Origin of the sequence: Paraburkholderia sediminicola (assembly GCF_046026895.1) — a bacterium.
In the GTDB taxonomy this organism is placed as follows: Bacteria; Pseudomonadota; Gammaproteobacteria; order Burkholderiales; family Burkholderiaceae; genus Paraburkholderia; species Paraburkholderia sediminicola_C.
This window is the reverse complement of the sequence record NZ_JAQQEU010000060.1, coordinates 1-17434: the sequence shown is the minus strand read 5'-3', so window position 1 is coordinate 17434 and position 17434 is coordinate 1. Positions and strand designations below refer to the sequence as shown.

Below are 17434 nucleotides of genomic sequence, written 5' to 3'. Positions count from 1 at the left end.
TCTACGAGCGATGCATCTTCCCAATCCCCCCGACCCCGAAATCAAGCCGCGAAAACGTTGGCTTCCATCCCTGATCTGGTTAGTCCCGCTGATCTCTGCGCTGATTGGCATCGCGCTGGTGGTCAAATCCGTTACCGAAAAAGGACCAACGGTGACCGTCACATTCGATCACGCAGAGGGTATGGAGGCGGCCAAGACGAAGGTCAAGTACAAGGATGTAGAAATCGGCTCGGTACAGGCCATTACGCTGTCAAAGGATCTCCGGCATGTCATCGTGAACGTCCAGCTCACCAGGGAAGCTGAAAAATTCGCCAGCAGAGGCGCGCGCTTCTGGGTCGTTCGCCCGCGTGTCGGTGCGAACGGCATATCGGGCCTGGGTACGTTGCTCTCTGGCGCGTACATCGGCGTCGACATCGGGCGATCGGCAGAAAGGCAGACCACGTTTGTCGGCCTCGAAAATCCACCCATCGTCACGACCGGCCAGCCGGGGCATCAGTACACGCTGCGAGGGGGGTCATTGGGCTCGATCGATATTGGCGCTCCCATTTTCTACCATCGTATCCAGGTGGGGCAGGTGGTTGGCTTCTCTCTCGATCCGCACGGCACCGGTGTAATCGTCAACGTTTTCGTCAATGCCCCGTTTGACCAGTACGTCGGAACCAATTCACGGTGGTGGCATGCGAGCGGCGTTGACCTTCGTCTCGATTCGAACGGACTGAAGCTCAATACGCAATCTCTGGCGACGGTGGTCGTCGGAGGCCTGGCGTTCCAGTCGCCCGTGGGCGAGGAGGCCGGACCGCCGGCTGCTGACTTGGCCGTGTTCCGACTTGCATCGGACGAGTCGGACGCGATGCGCGAGCCGGACGGCCTGCCGCTCCATGTGGTGATGAGGTTTAACCAGTCGCTGCGGGGACTGTCTGTGGGCGCACCTGTCGACCTTCGCGGGATCGCTCTGGGGCAAGTGACGGACATCGGTATCGAGTACAACGAAAAGGAAAAGGGTTTCAGCATGAAGGTGGCCATGGCGCTTTATCCCGATCGGCTCAGCCGGCGCAGCAGCGAGGCGCTACCGGCTCCGGGCACACGCGGCGGGCATGAGATGCTGCAACACCTCGTCATGGAAGGGCTGCGCGGCCAGTTGCGAACCGGAAACCTGCTGACCGGGCAGCTTTATGTGGCGCTCGACATGTTCCCGAAAGCGCCTAGGGCGACCGTCGACGTACATCGAAACCCGATCGAACTGCCGACCGTGCCCAACACGCTCGATGAACTGCAGGTGCAGATTGCGGACATTGCCAGGAAACTGAATCAGGTCCCGTTCGACAGGATCGGAGCCAATCTGAATGGCGCACTGGAAAATGCCAGCCGGCTGTTCGGGCACATGGACACAGAGGTCGTTCCGCAAGCTCGCGACACGCTGGCAGCCGCGCAGCGAACCTTCAGCACCGCTGACACGGCGCTCCGGCAGGCTGCGCCCATGCAGTCGGACATTCAGGACGCGATGCAGGAACTGACGCGCACACTGCAATCCCTCAACGCGCTCGCTGACTATCTGGAACGTCATCCGCAGGCGCTGCTGTTCGGCAAGAAAGGAGACAGACCGTGAAACTGATTCAAACCCGCTCGTGTCGCACGATGGTGCGGATGGTGACGGGCATCGGTCTGGCTGTGCTGACAGCGTGTGCTTCCTCGCCAGCACGCTTCTATACGCTGGGGACAGACAGCGAGTCGACAATTGCAAACCGTACGGCGAGCCCGGCCTTTCTTATCGACATGCGTCCGGTCAAGGTGCCTGCTGCAGTGGCGAGGAGCCAGCTCATCGTACAGGTGAATGCGGCCCAGGTGAAGGTATTGGAGGATGACCGCTGGGCGTCGCCGCTTCCCGATGAAATCCGCAATGCGCTGCTGGCTGCCCTGACACAGCAGGCAGGCGCGCCTGACGTGCGCGAGGCCGCATTGCCCGTGTATCAGGTTTCCGTCGACATACAGCGTTTCGAATCGTGGCCGGGGTCACACGCGCTTATTGATGCCGTATGGAGCGTGCGCACGTCAGACGCACAGGAAACGTTGACCTGCCACAGCGTAGCCACTCAGGCTGTGTCGTCGGGCTACGATGCGATCGTCGATGGCCATCGACAAGCAATAAGAAGAATCGCGGCGCAAATTACTCAAGGCGTTCGGGAATTTTCAGCGACGTCGACAGTGCGCCCGATTCGGCTCGCCAGCACGCCCGTCACGACGAGGAAGGCGACGTTGTCGTGCCAGTCGCTGGCGGGTGGATTTGATGCCGGAATGAATGTGCCGGTTCACGGCCCGGCGCGATGACCCATTCACCGGGTCGCATATTGGGTAGGCGCGGTTTGCGAATCTGCGTGAGCCCGAATTAAGGAAAAGAATGGCAGGAATTCCTAACTGGAAGTATGCGGGCGCGTTTTCACTTGTCCGGGTCGGAGCTGGAAACAGCGGTGGGAACGAAGATTCCCGCTTGCGTAAGCAGGTCGATGACCTCTGTATCGCGCTTTTCGATCGCTGGTGTGAGCGCCGCGCGATCACGCCACTCATCTATCTATTGCATGCGTGGCCGTTTTTCCCATCGACACCTCAGCCGGTCAAAACCGTGTCGGCAGCGCTTCGGGAACTCTTGAAGTTCCACTTGGAAGCGCTTGACCATGGGGATCGGGAGTTGATTGCTAGCGTCAATGCATTAGCGGGCGATTGAAGTGAATCGCCAACGATCGAGCGGGTTCCATTCGACAGGCTGATGCGAGTGCCGACCGATGCTCATTTCACATGGACAGCCCGGAAGCAGGATGATCAGAGTTAGTCAGAAGCGGTAGCGGTCATCGATCGCTGATCGATGACCGCAGGGGAAAACCATACCGTCACTGTCGTCCGAGCTTAATCCGCTTCGATGGCTTCCTCGACGAGTGGCAGCGGACGCGCTGCAATCTTCTCCGCCTCCGCGCGTTTGAGCCCGAGTGTCTGCAGCAGCATGGCTGCCGTACGCTCTGGGAAATGCTCTCCGGTGAACCCAAGCTTCTCCAGTACCCCTGCCGCCGGTGCGCCTGGAGCGACGAAGTTCAGCTCGGCGGCAATGGCAGAGAGGACCGTGCCGCCCACCGAAAGAAAGCCGATGAAGGGGTCGGCGACCACGAAGCGTTTCGCGGCAATACCGGCGCCGATATCGCGTAGCAGCCGCTGGCCCAGCCCGCGGCTGATCGCGCGCGCCGAAAACCCTTCACGTATCAGGAAACGTCCCCACACGGGGTCGCGCCGCGCACGCATCACGGCATGGCGCACCGAGACGGCGATCACCTCGGCCGGGTCGGAAACGCCAACGGCGAGGCGATCCAGCGTGTCCGCGAAATTCTCGAACACGTTATCGACAAGGGTCGCGTAAATCGCCTCCTTCGATTCGAAATGGTTGTAAAACGAGCCAAAGCCGACATCGGCGGCCTCGGTGATTTCGTTGATCGCTACGCCCTCCATACCCTTTTCCGCCATCAGCCTGAGAGCAGCTTCCAGCAGGCGGGCGCGCGTCTCGCGCTTGCGGCGCGCACCGCGCGGCTCGCGTTCTTCGGGAATGGCAACGGGGGAGACTGGCGCCGCAGGGGTAGGACGCTTTGCTGTCGGGCGCTTGGAAGTGTTCGGCATGATCGGTCCACATGTGGCTATACCCAAGTATAGATTCAAATGTCTATATTGACAAAAGGCTCATGAATGACTTTAATGTCATTAACGGCAGCCGAGCTGCCGGTTTCACAAACAACAGACGGAGTGACCGTGGAGACAGCAGGAAACAATGGCGTCGTGCCTCACAGCCGGGTGCCGCGCCTGCGCGCGCAATTCGAGGAGCTGCAGATCAAGCCGAAGAATGCATTTCGCCGGGGGTTGTTCGTCAAGGGTCGCTCGTCGACGAGGCTAGTTCGCGGCGCTGTCATCGCGCAAGGCTGGGTGAGAGGTTCGGATGGCACCACGCGTCTGAGCGACGACGTGTTCGGCCAGGACCTCACGCTGATCGGGTTTGGCGTGGATGCGGCGGCTGCGCTCGTTCACGCGACGGCCGCAGCGTTTGCGCATGCCGGAGGGCACGTTGTCCAGATTGCCCCTCGCGGGCAACGGCTGCATCTTGCCCGGCGCGACAGCTGGGAAGACCTTGAAGGCGCATTTCTTCCCGGGCTGGTGCCCCTGGAGTGGGCTGCCGTCGTCCGGGCCGACAAGACGATCGTCCACGACGGCCCGGCTACCGATGCAAACCATCTCGTGCGCGAGAGTCTTGTCTTGCTCGGTGATCCCGTCAGCGCGCCAACGCTGGACGCCGAAACCGCTATTCGAACCGCCTGATTTCCTATCTCTTATGAAACTCACCACTGCACAGCCGGCCCGTCATCCCAGTCCCACGACGAAAGCGTCGGCATTGGCCTATCTGATATTCGATCGGCCAGACCTCGAGAAAGCCGAGCAGTTTCTCAATGACTTTGGGCTGCGAACTGTATTGCGCGGTGAAGCGCTCCTGCTGCTGCGGGGAACGGGTGCTTCGCAGTTCTGCTATGTCGTCCGGAAGGCGCCCAAATCGCGGTTCGTTGGTTTCGGGCTACAGGTCGATAACAGGGCCGATCTCGATGCACTTGCCAAGCTGCCTGGTGCCTCCGAGGCCAAACCGTCGCCGTTGCCAGGCGGCGGCTATATCGTACGGTTGACCGACCCTTCCGGCTTTCGCGTCGATGCGATATGGGGCCAGGCGCCAGCTTCGACGCTATCCCACCGGCCGCCATTGGAGTTCAACTCCGTGGATGCGGCCGTCCGGATTAACGGAACGCAGCGACCGCCCGAGTGTGCGCCCGAAGTTATCCGGCTCGGGCATGTCGTGCTCGAACTCGCTGACTATCAGCAGACTTGCGCATGGTATACGCAGCATTTCGGCTTCATCCCGAGCGATGTGCAGGTGCTTCCCGAAGGCTCACCCGTCGTCGCGTTCATGCGGCTCGATCTTGGCGACAAGCCGGCCGATCACCATACCCTCGCGCTTGCACAAGGCTTCCTGCCCACCTACAGCCATAGCGCCTACGAAGTCGTTGATGCCGACGCGGTCGGCATGGGCCAGCGCGTCCTGCGCGAGAAGGGCTGGACGCACGCCTGGGGGATCGGCCGCCATATCCTGGGCAGCCAGATCTTCGACTACTGGCAGGACCCGTGGGGCGACAAGCACGAGCACTATTGCGACGGCGATCTCTTTACGGCCGACGCGCCGGCGGGTGTGCACGCAGTGAGCCGCGAAGCGATGGCGCAATGGGGACCGACGATGCCACGCAGCTTCACGAAGCCCAGATTCACGCCTGCGAGCATCGTGGCGCTCTTCAGGAACCTGCGCCGCAGCCCCGACCTGACGCTGGGCAAGCTGCGGACGCTGGCAAAGATTTTCGCCTGAACCAACCTTTCCATCGAATACGGAGATCGAAAAATGGCACTTCACGTTCTGCATTATTTGCATCAAGACCGCGCCCAGTGGGGCGTGGTTGCGAATGGCGCTATCACGCCGATTCCGGGCGAGTTCAAGACGACCGCCGAGTTTATCGAGGCTAACCCGGTCGAGCGGCTGTTCCTGCTGAGCGGCCCGACGATTCCCGAATCGGAAGTGCAATGGTTGTCGCCCGTCACCGCCAATCAGCAGTTCATCTGCCAGGGCGCGAACTATCGCCAGCATATGATCGAGTCCGGCATGGACCCGGACGTGAAGAAATTCAACATGATCTTCACGAAGGCGACGAGCTGCATCGTTCCGGCCGACTCGCCCGTGGTCAAGCCAGACGAGGTCCAGTTCCTCGACTACGAGATCGAACTCGGTCTCGTCCTCAAGCGCGACATTACGTCCCGCGCCACTGTCACCGACCAGAACCTGCATGACTACATCGCCGGCGCGGTGATCGTCAACGACTATTCCGCGCGCGACATCCAGATTCCGCAAATGCAGTTCTACAAGGGCAAGAGCTATCGCACGTTTGGCCCTGTCGGCCCTTACCTTTGCCTCCTGGAGAAACAGGATATTCCAAAGCTGAAAGAGCTCGTGCTGACGCTGATCGTAAACGGAACGGTCCGCCAGAATGACTCCACCTCGGGCCTCGTCTACAGCCCGGCTGAAACGTTAACGGAGCTTTCCGGCATACACGATCTGCGCGCCGGGGACCTGCTCGCCACTGGCACGCCCTCCGGTTGTGCGCTGAGCATTCCGTCACCGGAGAAGCAGCGCGCCGCGGCGCAGCTGCCCGAAGCGGAAAAATGGGGGCTTTTCATGAAGATGCAGGAGGCGCGGCCACAGTACCTGCGCGTGGGTGACCGCGTGGAGGCGCATATCGTCAGCCATGACCGCTCGATCAATCTGGGCGTACAGCAGAACGTCGTTGTGGAAGAGCCGGCATGAAAGGCGTTGCCAATCTACGCGATGTCCTTGCCATTGAAACGCAGGGGCAGCTGGCGGATCTTCCGTCGAGTACCTACGAGATGATCTGTCGGGGTGCCGCCATCAATCCGTCGGCACCGGCACTTTCATTCTTTGCAGCGGCCGACGACTACCGGAACGCTGAGTGCTGGACGTATAGCGAACTCGTGCGTGATGTCACCCGAACCGCGAACATGTTTGCGCGCCTGGGAGTACAGCGCGACTCGGTCGTCGCATATGTTCTGCCCAACCTCCCGGAAACGCACTTTGTCATCTGGGGCGGGGAGGCGGCAGGGATTGTCTGCGCGATCAATCCGCTGCTTGAGAGCGAAGCTATCGGCGAACTGCTCAACGCTTCATGCGCGAGCGTGCTCGTCACTTTGGCGCCGTTCCCCGGATCCGACCTTTGGCAGAAGGTGCAAGCGGTGCTCCCCAAGGCCCCTTGTCTGCAGCATCTGGTGCTCGTGAATCTGGCCGACCGCATGCCCGGTGGGGAGCGGCTCGCGGCCCAGATGCTTGAACGTGGCGAGGATTCAAGACTGCACGGTTCTGGCGGCGTTCACAGTGCGGTTCCCGCGCATGTCGGCATCCACGATTTCAGCAGCGCAATCGCAAGGGAGCCCGGGGAGGCGGTCAGCAGCACGCGTCGAATAAGCATCGATCACGTATCGTCCTTCTTCTGCACGGGCGGTACCACGGGACTACCGAAGATTGCGATTCGCCGCCACGGCAACGAGGTGGCCAATGCGTGGAGCGCGGGTCGATTCTTCGGTGAAAGCATTGGTCCGGGGAAAACCATTTTCTGCGGATTGCCGCTTTTCCACGTCAACGCCGTGGTGGTGACAGGTCTGCTGGCGTTCTCGCGTGGTGCCCACGTCGTGCTCGGCACACCGCAAGGTTATCGGGGCGAGGGCGTCGTAAAACGCTTCTGGGAAATTGTCGAGCATTACCGCATCAACTTCTTCAGCGGAGTTCCGACACTCTACGGATCGCTGCTTGACGTTCCAGTGGGCGAGCACGATATCAGCTCGCTCGAGTATGGCCTGTGCGGCGCCGCCCCGATGCCGGTGGAATTACTTCGCACTTTTCAGGCTCGTACTGGAATAAGAATCCTTGAGGGCTACGGTCTCACGGAAGGGACCTGCGTGAGCAGCGTCAACCCGCCGCTTGGCGAGCGCCGGGTCGGTTCGATTGGTCTTCGTCTGCCCGGCCAGGAAATGAAAGCAGTAGTGGTCGATGAAAACGGCCGGTATGTACGGGATTGCGTGGCGGATGAGGTCGGCCAGCTGGTTATCTCCGGCCCGAACGTGTTCGTTGGCTATACCCGGCTGGAGCAGAACATTGGGATCTGGATGGAAGGTGGTGACGGCGGGCGCTGGCTCAATACCGGCGATCTCGGACGCTGCGACCCCGACGGTTACTTCTGGCTTACCGGCCGGAAGAAGGAGCTGATTATCCGGGGCGGACACAACATCGATCCTGCGGCAATCGAAGAACCGCTGCATCGCCATCCCGCAGTCCAGATCGCCGCAGCCGTCGGGCGTCCCGATATGCATGCGGGCGAGTTGCCGGTTGCCTATGTCCAGCTAAAGCCAGGCACGACCGCCACCGAAGCGGAACTGGCCGAGTTTCTGCGTCGCGAGATCAACGAACGCGCCGCGTTGCCAAAGGGGATACGGATCGTGGATGCGATGCCGCTGACGGGCGTTGGCAAGATCTTCAAGCCGGCGCTGAGACGGCGCGAAACGGCAGACGCCCTACGGTCGGCACTCGCGGAGGCAGGCGTCGAGGATGCAAGCGTTAGCCTCCTTGATGACACCTCGCGCGGAATTGCACTCCACGTCGAACTTGCCGACCCCGCGTTCGAAGCGCTGGCGACTTCCGCGCTCGGACGCTTTCCGTTCGCCTTCTCGATCTCGGCCGGCGGGAGACAGCCAAAGGCGGAGCAGGCGGCGGGGACGGACCCGGCAGCGACAGATGCGCAGGGCAGCCCTGCGTGACACAAGCAACGTCATCAAAGGGACGTCTTCGGTCATGCGCCCGGACTAAAGGCTAACCACGGCTACTCGCCGCATGCCGCGTTTCGGATGTTTGTCGGTGTATCTGGTTTAGAACACCTAATCGTTATGGAAGGAAAAGATGATGAGCGTTGCCTCAAAAAGGTCTTTGCGTTCGCAGGTTGAAAAATGGCTCGGACCGACTTCTTCGATGCCAATTCGGATTACCCGATTCGGCCGCGCACGTTCGAACCAGAGACGATGCGTGCATATCGAGCTGCTGCTACCGACAGGCCCGCTCGGATTCTTTTTCTTCCGGCACCGCGACGGTACGTGGTGCGTGTTCCCTCCCGAGACGGAACGCCTCGCCATGCACGCCTGCTAGGGTGCAGGGCGATCGGAGTATGTGACCTGTGTAGCTGTAAGCAAGGAGGCAAACAATCAATTGAGCAGATCCAGCCGCAACATCAATGATTGATAAAAATTTCCAGACAAGAGACCGGAAGAGACACATGAGAAATTACAGACGAGTGATCAACTCAGTCAGTATCGCGGCTTGCATCTGCCCGGCTGCGCTTATCGACAATGCCAATGCGCAGTCGGCCGGAAGCATAACGCTGTCGACAGGATGGCTTCACGTTGCGCCACAGGGCGACGCAACACCCCTAACCGTGGAAAGCGTGGGCGGCGTAGCGGTGAATCAGCAGTTATCTGGTAGCGGAGCGCATGCGAGCTCAACGGATACGGTGGGAATTACCACCGAGTACTACGTCACGGACAACATTGGTGTCGCCATGCTTTTTGGACTACCGATAAAGGTGAATCTGGTTGGCGACGGGACGCTACAGAAGTATGGCAATCTCGGCACGACAAGGCCGATGCCGCCCGCCATCGAACTTCGATACCACCTGTTTTCAGCCGAATCAAAATTCCGTCCGTTCATCGGACTCGGCGTGAACTATACGTGGTTCACCCAGGTCCGGACGACCAATAGCCAGTTTGTCACTGATAGCCTCGGTCCAGGCGGCTCGGCACACGCGTCACTCAGTGCATCGTGGAATCCAGTATTCGAGGCCGGGGCAAATTACGCGATTACAAAACACTGGTCGGTCGGAGCTTCTCTCGGCTACGTTCCGGTGAAGACTCACCTGACGTTATACGGGCAGACCGCAACCGGAACGCAGATCGTTTCCAAATCGACGCTCCGGCTCAATCCGCTTAACGTCTTCCTGAACGTCGCCTATACGTTCTAGCGCGTGCAGGTCGTCGACGCGCCAATCGAGGGGTTTGAACGCACATCGAAGACACGGAAGTTATTTTTTCGTCACCCGGACCTGACTGCGGGCCGCGACCTCACGGTCGATTACACATATTGCGACACACGCTGCTGCAAAGGGGCCCGGCGATGCCGGGTCTCTGACCTACAGCCGACATGACCACGCTCGTCTGGGCTGCTCGCACGCCCGGGCAAGCGGTCAGTCATGCCGCCGCTTGCGCAACCAAGCTTCTCTTTGGATCGGATAATGAAACGACAGGTCCTCAAGACCATTCTTTTTGCCTTGCCCAAGGTCCTTGATCTGACGGCACGCCGCTTTCCCGCCTATCGTGATCGCCTGAAGGAGCGCGATCTGGTGGCCTGGATCGGACTCGTGGACGAAAGCATCGGCCGCGTCATCACGTTCAGGAACGGGCGCGTCCGGTCGCGCGCCGGCAGGCATCGGCGGCCCGACGTGCGCATGGCCTTCAAGGATGTGGCCACCGCCCTGGAGTTCCTGTCGCCCAAGCCGGATCAGGGCGAAATCGTCCACGCCGCCAAGAACTTCAAGGTGGTCACCGAGGGCGAGGACGAACTGCTGGTCTGGCTATTGCAAACCCTGAGCATGATGCAGACCGTCGGCCTGCCGATGGGCACGCCCATGCGCGACGGCACCCGCCGCTACACCACCTGCACCAACGGCGGCCCTCTGTTCGTTTACGTCAAGGACGACCGCGTGGTTCGGGTGACCCCCATCGATCTGGACAGCACGGATGCGCCAAGCTGGGTGATCGAGGCGCGCGGACGCCGCTTCAGCCCGCCACGGCGTGGACTGGTCGCGCCCCACGCGTTGACGCTCAAGTCGATCGTCTACTCCGACAAGCGCATCCTTCATCCCATGAAGCGGGTCGATTTCGACCCTGACGGCGAACGCAATCCCCAGAGCCGGGGCAAGTCCGGCTATGTGCGTATCAGTTGGGACGAGGCCCTGGACATCGTCGCCAAGGAGATCAACCGGCAGAAGCGCGTTCACGGTCCGGGTTCCATTACCTTCCCCATGTCGTCCCACCACCAGTGGGGCAATGTGGGCTACTACCTCAGCGCGCTGACGCGCTTTGCCAACCTGATCGGCTTCACCCGGGTCGCCGCAAATCCGGACAGTTGGGAAGGCTGGTACTGGGGCGCCATGCATCATTTCGGCAACTCGATGCGCATTGGCGTTCCATCCGGCTATGGTGGGGTCGAGGATTGCCTCAAGGAAGCCGACATGATCGTCTTCTGGTCCTGCGACCCCGAAAGCACCAACGGGGCCTATGCGGGATTCGAGGGGACGCCGCGGCGTCTGTGGGCCAAGGAGCTCGGTATCGAGTTCGTTCATATCGATCCGCACTGCAACCCCACGGCCCAGTTGCTGGGCGGCCGCTGGATTCCGATCCGACCGCAAACCGATGCTGCGCTCGCCACCGCGATCATGTATGTGTGGGCCGTGGAGGACTTGTACGACAAGGATTACGTCGCCACCCGCACGACCGGGTTCGACGAGTGGAGGGCCTATCTTTTCGGCGAAGCCGACGGCGTTCCCAAGACTCCTGAGTGGCAGGAGAGCGAGACAGGCGTGCCCGCCAAGGACGCCCGGGCGCTTGCACGCCTATGGGGGAACAGGAAGGTCCATCTGGCCGTCGGGATGACTGGCGCGGGATTCGGTGGTGCGGGTCGCGGCGCGACGGGAGCGCAGTGGGCGCGCTGCATGATCATGATGATGGCGATGCAGGGCTGGGGTAAGCCGGGGGTCAATTTCGGCTGTCTTGAAGTCGGTGTTCCCCATGACCTCCATTTCTATTTCCCCGGCTACGCGGACGGCGGCATTTCCGGCGACCTGGCGTGGACCGCCAATGCGGTCAACAACTATCAGCGCATGCCGCACATCCTGACCATGAATCCCGTCAAGCAGATGGTCCCGCGACAGCAACTGCCCGACGCCATCATCAATGGGCATGCAACGGGCTACCTCTGGGACGGCATCTCGCAGGAAGCCCAGTTTGCGCCGTTCAGCTACCCCATGCCCGGGTATTCACCGATCCACATGATCTATCGTTACGGCGGGTCCGCCTTCAGCACGGTGACGAATTCCGGACGCTGGGCCGACGCCTACCGGCACCCCAGCATCGAGTTCGTGGTCAACCAATCGATCTGGATGGAGGGCGAGGCCCAGTTTGCCGACATCATCCTGCCTGCGTGCACTGCGCTGGAGCGCTGGGACATCGGCGAATGGTCGAATTCCGGCGGCTACGCGCACCATGGGCATGGCACGGTCAATCATCGCGTGATGACGCTGCAGCACAAGTGCATCGAGCCTTTGGGCGAGTCCCGGTCGGACTACGACATTTTCACCGCCATCCTGACCCGGCTGGGCCTGGGCGGGGTGTTCACCGAGGGATGCAGCGAGCTTGACTGGGTCAAGCGGGTCTTCAACTCGTCGGATCTGCCGGATCACGTTTCGTGGCGCGAGTTCTGCCGTAAGGGCTATTTTGTGGTGCCACCCGAGAAGCCCGGGTTGCGTCATCCGGTGGACATGCGTTGGTTCGCGGAGGGCCGGCGCAAGGACCTGCAGGAACCACATCCACTGCCGTCCCAGTTCGCCGAAAAATTCGGCATGGGTCTGCAGACGCCGAGCGGCAAGCTGGAGTTCGTGCCCGAGTTGCTGAAGCGGCACACTGCGGACAATCCCGAGCGCCCGGCGCTCAACCGGTATATCCCCTCCTGGGAGGGGCTGCGCTCGGACCTGGCTGAGCGCTATCCGCTGCAGTTGATCGCCACGCACAGTCGTTACAGCTTCCATACCCATAGCGACGGCAAGAATTCTTCGGTTAACAGCATCGAGGATCATCGCGCGCTGATCGGCGGGCACCGCTTCTGGCTGCTGAGGCTTGGTCGGGCCGACGCGGCCACTCGAGGCATTGCCCATCGTGACCTCGTCAAGGTTTACAACGACCGGGGCGCAGTGATCTGCGCGGCCGACGTCTCGCCGCTGGTCAACGCGGGAGTGGTCAAGTCGTACGAGGCGAGCGCTGAATTCAAACTGATCGAAATCGATGGCGAGCGCGTCGAAATCGGCGGTTGCATGAATATGCTGACCCCCGACCGGCCTCAGACCGCCGGCACGAGCAGCATGAGCCCCAACTCCTGCCTGGTGCAGGTCGAAAAGTGGCGAGGTGCCGAGGCGTTCCTGCTCGGTCGCGCAGCGTGAGGAACATGGAATGAGCAAGTGGAATCTGGTTATCAAAGTCGGGCGTTGCGAGAACTGTCAGAACTGCGTCATTGCCGCGCGGGACGAGCACGTCGGCAACGACTTCCCCGGTTATGCCGCCCCTGCCGCGGCCGACGCCGACAGTCCCGTGCGCATCCTGCGCCGTGTTCAGGGCGACTCGCATATGGTCGAGACCACCTATCTGCCGGTCATGTGCAACCACTGCGATGAAGCGCCGTGCATGCGGGTCGGCGGTGACGCCATTCGCAAGCGCGCCGACGGCATCGTCATCATCGACCCGGACAAGGCGCGGGGCCGCAAGGATATCGTGAAGGCCTGCCCGTACAAGGCGATCGTCTGGAACGACGAGCTGCAGCTGCCGCAGACCTGGATCTTCGATGCCCATCTGCTCGACCAGGGTTGGCCGCAGCCTCGTTGTCAGCAGTCGTGCCCCACTGAAGTCTTCGAGACGGTCAAGCTGGATGACGCAGCGATGGCCGAGAAGGCCCGGCGCGAGGGACTCAAGGTATTGAGGCCCAACCTGGGTACGAAGCCACGCGTGTGGTACAGCGGCCTCGAGCGCTGGGAAACCTGCTTCATTGGCGGAAGCGTCAGCACCCGGATGGGAGAAGTGGTGGAGTGCGTCACGGATGCGGTCGTCGCGCTGTACATCGGCAATGAGATGGTGGGCGAAACCGTCACGGACGGCTTCGGCGATTTCCGGTTGGGTGGCCTTGCCAAGGGAAGCGGCCAGTACCGGGTCGAAATCCGTCATGACCTCGGCAACGCCTGGCGCAAATGCGAACTGGACGAAAGCGTCTACCTGGGCGAGATCAGGCTCGCCCAGTCGACCAACGGCGTGGGAGTCGCGTGATCATGAGCACCGCAACGAAGCTGCTTTGCCTGGGACCGGCGGACCCCATCCAACTGGAGACACGAAGGACCGCGATGCCCCGACCGGGAAAAGGCCACGCTCTGGTCCGGGTCGTGGCGCATAGGTCAATCCCGTCGGCGCCAGGGGCGCCAACGGGTACCTCCGGTCGCTTTCCGAGCCCCAAAGGGGCCAGGAAAGTTTCCTCCGATCCTCGGCACACCCGTTAAAAATGGAGTTCTCGGGACTATCCCGCAAGCCGGCGCATCGTAACCGAGTATCGACATGCCAACGCCACCGCCAACCGGCGTTGGTGGACTCGCTGCCAAGGAGGCTCATTCAAATGAACAATGTTGCTCTCGCATGCGTGATAGTTCTAGGGCTACTACTTTTCGGGCTTGGGTTGTCAATCTCAGTCATGCGTTTTCGGGAAGGCACCGGCTCAGGTTGCGAGCCGGACCCCGCGAACCCCCTACACAAGCTCATACGGGCTCATGCCAACACGGCCGAATACGCGCCGTTCCTCGCGTTGCTTTTTCTCTATCTCGGCGCGCGATCGCCTTCGACGGCGACACTGTCGCTGATCGTCGCGGCAACCATGTGCCGCTGTTTGCTCGTCATCGGACTTATCGCATGGCCCACGATGGCCCAGCCCAACCCTTTCCGGTTCGTCGGCGGACTTGGGACCTACCTGGCCGGGTTGGCGCTCTGCGGGATGCTCCTGCATTGAGACGCGATGGCCAGATGAGATCGCGTGAGCTCCCGGGGCTATCCGCTGCAAACCGGCGCATCGTCATCGCAAGGCCGACATGCCAGTTTTCCCGTCAAACATCATTCTGCCGAACTGCAACGTCGACTGCGCAGCATGCTCGGTCACGAGCAGACCGTCGCGCAAGAACTACGGAGTGGGCACTGGTGACCTGTGCCTGTCACAGGTTCGCTCGTAAAGATGCCTTCAAAATCAGCATAGACTTTGTCGTCTGTATTGACATATATATCATAAATGAGTTTAATGTCGGAAACGGACTCAGCCGTTGTCGCGATGCAGTGCGGTGCTGTAGACGCAGCCGCGCGGCTGGCGCGCAAACGGAGAGTTGCCGGGACCATCATGCGCGTACCGCAAAGGCGTGCAGGCGGCGCAGTCGGGTGATAAGAGGCACGGTTGCGCCGAGCGACCACTCATTATCGAGTACCAGGCGCCGCCACTACGTCAAGCCGTTCTTGGTGTCACTCACTCCTTGGAGCAGCTGGCATGACACTGTCGAACTCTCGCAGTGGTTCCCCGTTTCGGTGGCACTCGCCTTCCGCCCGCTGTGCGGGCTTTGCTCGGCTCACGCGGTGCCGCGGATGCCGAACTGACCGGTACGTTATGCCATGAAGCGGGAACGTCTGACACGCGCACAACGCAAAGAGCAGACGCGTGAGCACCTACTTGAGGCCGCGCGGACGATGTTCGTCAAAAAGGGATTGGCCGCCACAAGTGTGGAGGACATCGCCAGGGCGGCCGGCTACACGCGCGGCGCGTTCTACTCGAATTTCGACGGTAAGCCGGAGCTGTTGCTTGAGTTGCTGCGGCTGGACCACGATGGCGCCCAGGCGAAGCTGCGGGCGATCCTGGAAGACGGCGGCGCGCACGAGCAGATGAAGGCGCGTTCCATCGCATACTACAAGCAGTATTTTCAGGACTGCGACAGCTTTCCGCTTTGGATTGAGGCCACGCTAATCGCGTGCAGAGACACCGCGTTTCAGGAGCTATTTAACGCTTTCCGGCATGAAAAGCTCAAGCGGGTCAGCGCGTACATTCGCGCCATTGCGGAGCGTGACGCCAGTCGATTGCCCCTGCAGGCGGACGCCCTCGCGCTCGGCCTGGTGGGCCTGTGCGATGGGGTACAGCTCTTCAGAACGTGTGATCCGCAGATGGTGAGCGACGAGATGATACAGACGGTGCTTGCCGGGTTTTTTCCTGCGTAGTGTGGCGGCAATCGGAAAAAATTCCGCATGAAGACCGTTGTGCGGACGTGTCCGACCGAGGCTGTTGGACGTTGAACGCCCACTTCGGGCGTCGACAATAAGACCCGGCACGATGAAATTGAAGGCAATAGCCTCGGCAACGCGCTGTACTCCGCTCAGCTCGTAGCCATGAGAACTCGACGCGGCCGCGCAGGCCTTCAGTTTCGTACCGATGGCGCCGGTAGTAGTTGCGTATGTCAACCTGTGATAGGCGATAACCATGTATTACGACCACATAAATTCCCCAAGTATCGAGCACCGCAGCGGCACAAATGATCGGAGCGACGTGGTTCCGGCGTCGACCCGTGTCGTCGAGGTGATCAATCCCACCCCGACAAGGAACTGGGCATGGGCGCATCATGGCGAGTTATACGACTGGATGGACTGGCACAGTCCGTTTCCTGCTGCAAGTCCGTCGGAGTGAAAGCGGTATGGCGGCGCTACGCTATCGCTGAAGCGATGCAACCGCTCGACTCCTTTCGCGAGTTTTGAAAGGATCTCGATCAGTTCGACGAGTAGATGTCACACATCGAACGGCGCCTGCAGAACTGGATGAAGTAAGGCGAACGTTGCCATGTGCGCGCTGGCCATGTCGAGGCGTGCCAGCCAGGAATGATATCGACCATGGTATCAATACGGTCGGGAATGACGTCCGGGTCAAAGGCCGTAATGAGGTCTCGGTTGATGCAATCCAATCGATAGATGCCTACGGAACACTCGAAAGAATCGTCCGCGATGAAGTAACAGAGCATGTTCATACAGTTTCCGGCATCGGGCAATTGCGTTCTGTCCAGGTAATACGGGTATCAGCGGACGGCTTTCATTGACGCAGGCGGTCGGGTATCAGTGGTGGATGAGGACACGCTCCCATTGCGACGCTACTCGCGCTGGGCAGCTTGGGGCGGCGCGCAAGGTTCACGGAAAGCTTCAATCGTTCGAGCTCTACACGAGGGATACCAGGTTATGAATTGATCCGTTGATGTGTGGGACATGACCGTGGCAAGACTTGGCGATGGCGCAGTCAGCGAACGAGTCGATCCACGCACGTTTGCCTCGACTGGTTCCTTCGTCCCAGGGTGGGAGGGATCGCCAGGCATGTCAATCGTACGGGTACTCGACGAACCGACAGACCAAACACTGACCGTTTCATGGCGCGATGCGCGCTCCGGATACTACGGTTACCCCAGACCGACCTGGCGCGCAGTTGTCGCAAAGGTGCCAGACACCTGTGTGCTGACCGGCCGGCTAACTAAAGTCGGAGATGCCATGTACAAGCCGCGCTTTATAGGGCAAGCACCGGCTAATGCTGGCGCGATGATCTGCGCGACAAGCGTTGACACATCAAAACAACCAATCTGATCCCGGCTGATCCCGGACTGCCTTGACTGCGGGGATGCATAAGGCTCGCGCATAAGGCAATGGCGAATCCATGCCGTCAGTCTCCCAGTAGCCTCCGAACTTTGCTTGGGTGACAACGCCTGTGCTTATCATCGGGCCGCGACGACCGCATCGTTCTCAGGCAGGTCGGTGCCGCCGCGCTTTCTTTTAAGCCTTCGTGAAGATCCGTTGATCGCCCCGGTCGGCTATAGACGACAGTCGGTCATGTCAAGGGCGCTAG

General features: G+C 60.8%; 15 protein-coding genes. 13 read left to right on the top strand and 2 right to left on the bottom strand.

Annotated features, from left to right (window positions below; translation table 11 throughout):
* The first annotated feature begins 10 nt into the window (after positions 1-10).
* From PQR02_RS29910 to PQR02_RS29900, 3 genes are all read left to right on the top strand, one after another.
* The gene (locus tag PQR02_RS29910; protein WP_408240091.1) at positions 11-1606 is read left to right on the top strand and encodes a PqiB family protein; all 1596 of its coding nucleotides are present in this window, start codon (positions 11-13) and stop codon (positions 1604-1606) included.
* Positions 1603-2325 (top strand): PqiC family protein, encoded by a 723-nt coding sequence (locus PQR02_RS29905; protein WP_408240088.1) that lies wholly within the window; start codon positions 1603-1605, stop codon positions 2323-2325. The genes PQR02_RS29910 and PQR02_RS29905 overlap by 4 nt, the downstream gene beginning before the upstream one ends.
* Before the next feature lie 70 nt (positions 2326-2395).
* Complete coding sequence (locus PQR02_RS29900; RefSeq protein WP_408240085.1) at positions 2396-2719, top strand: hypothetical protein; 324 nt, start codon at positions 2396-2398, stop codon at positions 2717-2719.
* 179 nt (positions 2720-2898) lie between these two features.
* Here PQR02_RS29900 and PQR02_RS29895 read toward each other — a convergent pair whose 3' ends face one another.
* A complete protein-coding gene (locus PQR02_RS29895) occupies positions 2899-3654 on the bottom strand; it encodes a TetR/AcrR family transcriptional regulator (RefSeq protein WP_408240082.1) in 756 nt (251 codons plus the stop codon).
* Positions 3655-3729: 75 nt separating this feature from the next.
* Between PQR02_RS29895 and PQR02_RS29890 the strand changes: the two genes are divergently transcribed.
* The 9 genes from PQR02_RS29890 to PQR02_RS29850 all read left to right on the top strand — a co-directional run bounded on the left by PQR02_RS29890 (position 3730) and on the right by PQR02_RS29850 (position 15777).
* Positions 3730-4344, top strand: a complete 615-nt coding sequence (locus PQR02_RS29890) for a hypothetical protein (protein ID WP_408240079.1) — start codon at positions 3730-3732, stop codon at positions 4342-4344.
* A gap of 13 nt (positions 4345-4357) precedes the next feature.
* Complete coding sequence (locus PQR02_RS29885; protein ID WP_408240148.1) at positions 4358-5428, top strand: VOC family protein; 1071 nt, start codon at positions 4358-4360, stop codon at positions 5426-5428.
* Positions 5429-5461: 33 nt separating this feature from the next.
* On the top strand, positions 5462-6418 hold the full coding sequence (locus PQR02_RS29880) for a fumarylacetoacetate hydrolase family protein (protein WP_408240076.1): 957 nt from the start codon (positions 5462-5464) through the stop codon (positions 6416-6418).
* On the top strand, positions 6415-8436 hold the full coding sequence (locus tag PQR02_RS29875; RefSeq protein ID WP_408240073.1) for an acyl-CoA synthetase: 2022 nt from the start codon (positions 6415-6417) through the stop codon (positions 8434-8436). The genes PQR02_RS29880 and PQR02_RS29875 overlap by 4 nt, the downstream gene beginning before the upstream one ends.
* Before the next feature lie 509 nt (positions 8437-8945).
* Positions 8946-9686: an OmpW/AlkL family protein gene (locus PQR02_RS29870; RefSeq protein WP_408240070.1), complete on the top strand. Its 741-nt coding sequence runs from the start codon at positions 8946-8948 to the stop codon at positions 9684-9686.
* A 270-nt stretch (positions 9687-9956) separates the two neighbouring features.
* Entirely contained in the window at positions 9957-12935 is a 2979-nt protein-coding gene (locus PQR02_RS29865; protein WP_408240067.1) for a molybdopterin-dependent oxidoreductase, read from the top strand.
* A gap of 10 nt (positions 12936-12945) precedes the next feature.
* Entirely contained in the window at positions 12946-13809 is an 864-nt protein-coding gene (locus PQR02_RS29860; protein ID WP_408240064.1) for a 4Fe-4S dicluster domain-containing protein, read from the top strand.
* 340 nt (positions 13810-14149) lie between these two features.
* On the top strand, positions 14150-14536 hold the full coding sequence (locus PQR02_RS29855; protein WP_408240061.1) for an MAPEG family protein: 387 nt from the start codon (positions 14150-14152) through the stop codon (positions 14534-14536).
* Between the two features lie 644 nt (positions 14537-15180).
* Positions 15181-15777, top strand: a complete 597-nt coding sequence (locus tag PQR02_RS29850; RefSeq protein ID WP_408240058.1) for a TetR/AcrR family transcriptional regulator — start codon at positions 15181-15183, stop codon at positions 15775-15777.
* Between the two features lie 542 nt (positions 15778-16319).
* Here the strand turns inward: PQR02_RS29850 and PQR02_RS29845 are convergent.
* Positions 16320-16574, bottom strand: coding sequence for a hypothetical protein (locus tag PQR02_RS29845; RefSeq protein ID WP_408240055.1), 255 nt, complete (start codon positions 16572-16574; stop codon positions 16320-16322).
* A gap of 232 nt (positions 16575-16806) precedes the next feature.
* On the opposite strand from PQR02_RS29845, the gene PQR02_RS29840 reads away from it, so the two are divergent.
* Positions 16807-17175 (top strand): DUF3331 domain-containing protein, encoded by a 369-nt coding sequence (locus tag PQR02_RS29840; RefSeq protein WP_408240145.1) that lies wholly within the window; start codon positions 16807-16809, stop codon positions 17173-17175.
* Positions 17176-17434 lie beyond the last annotated feature (259 nt).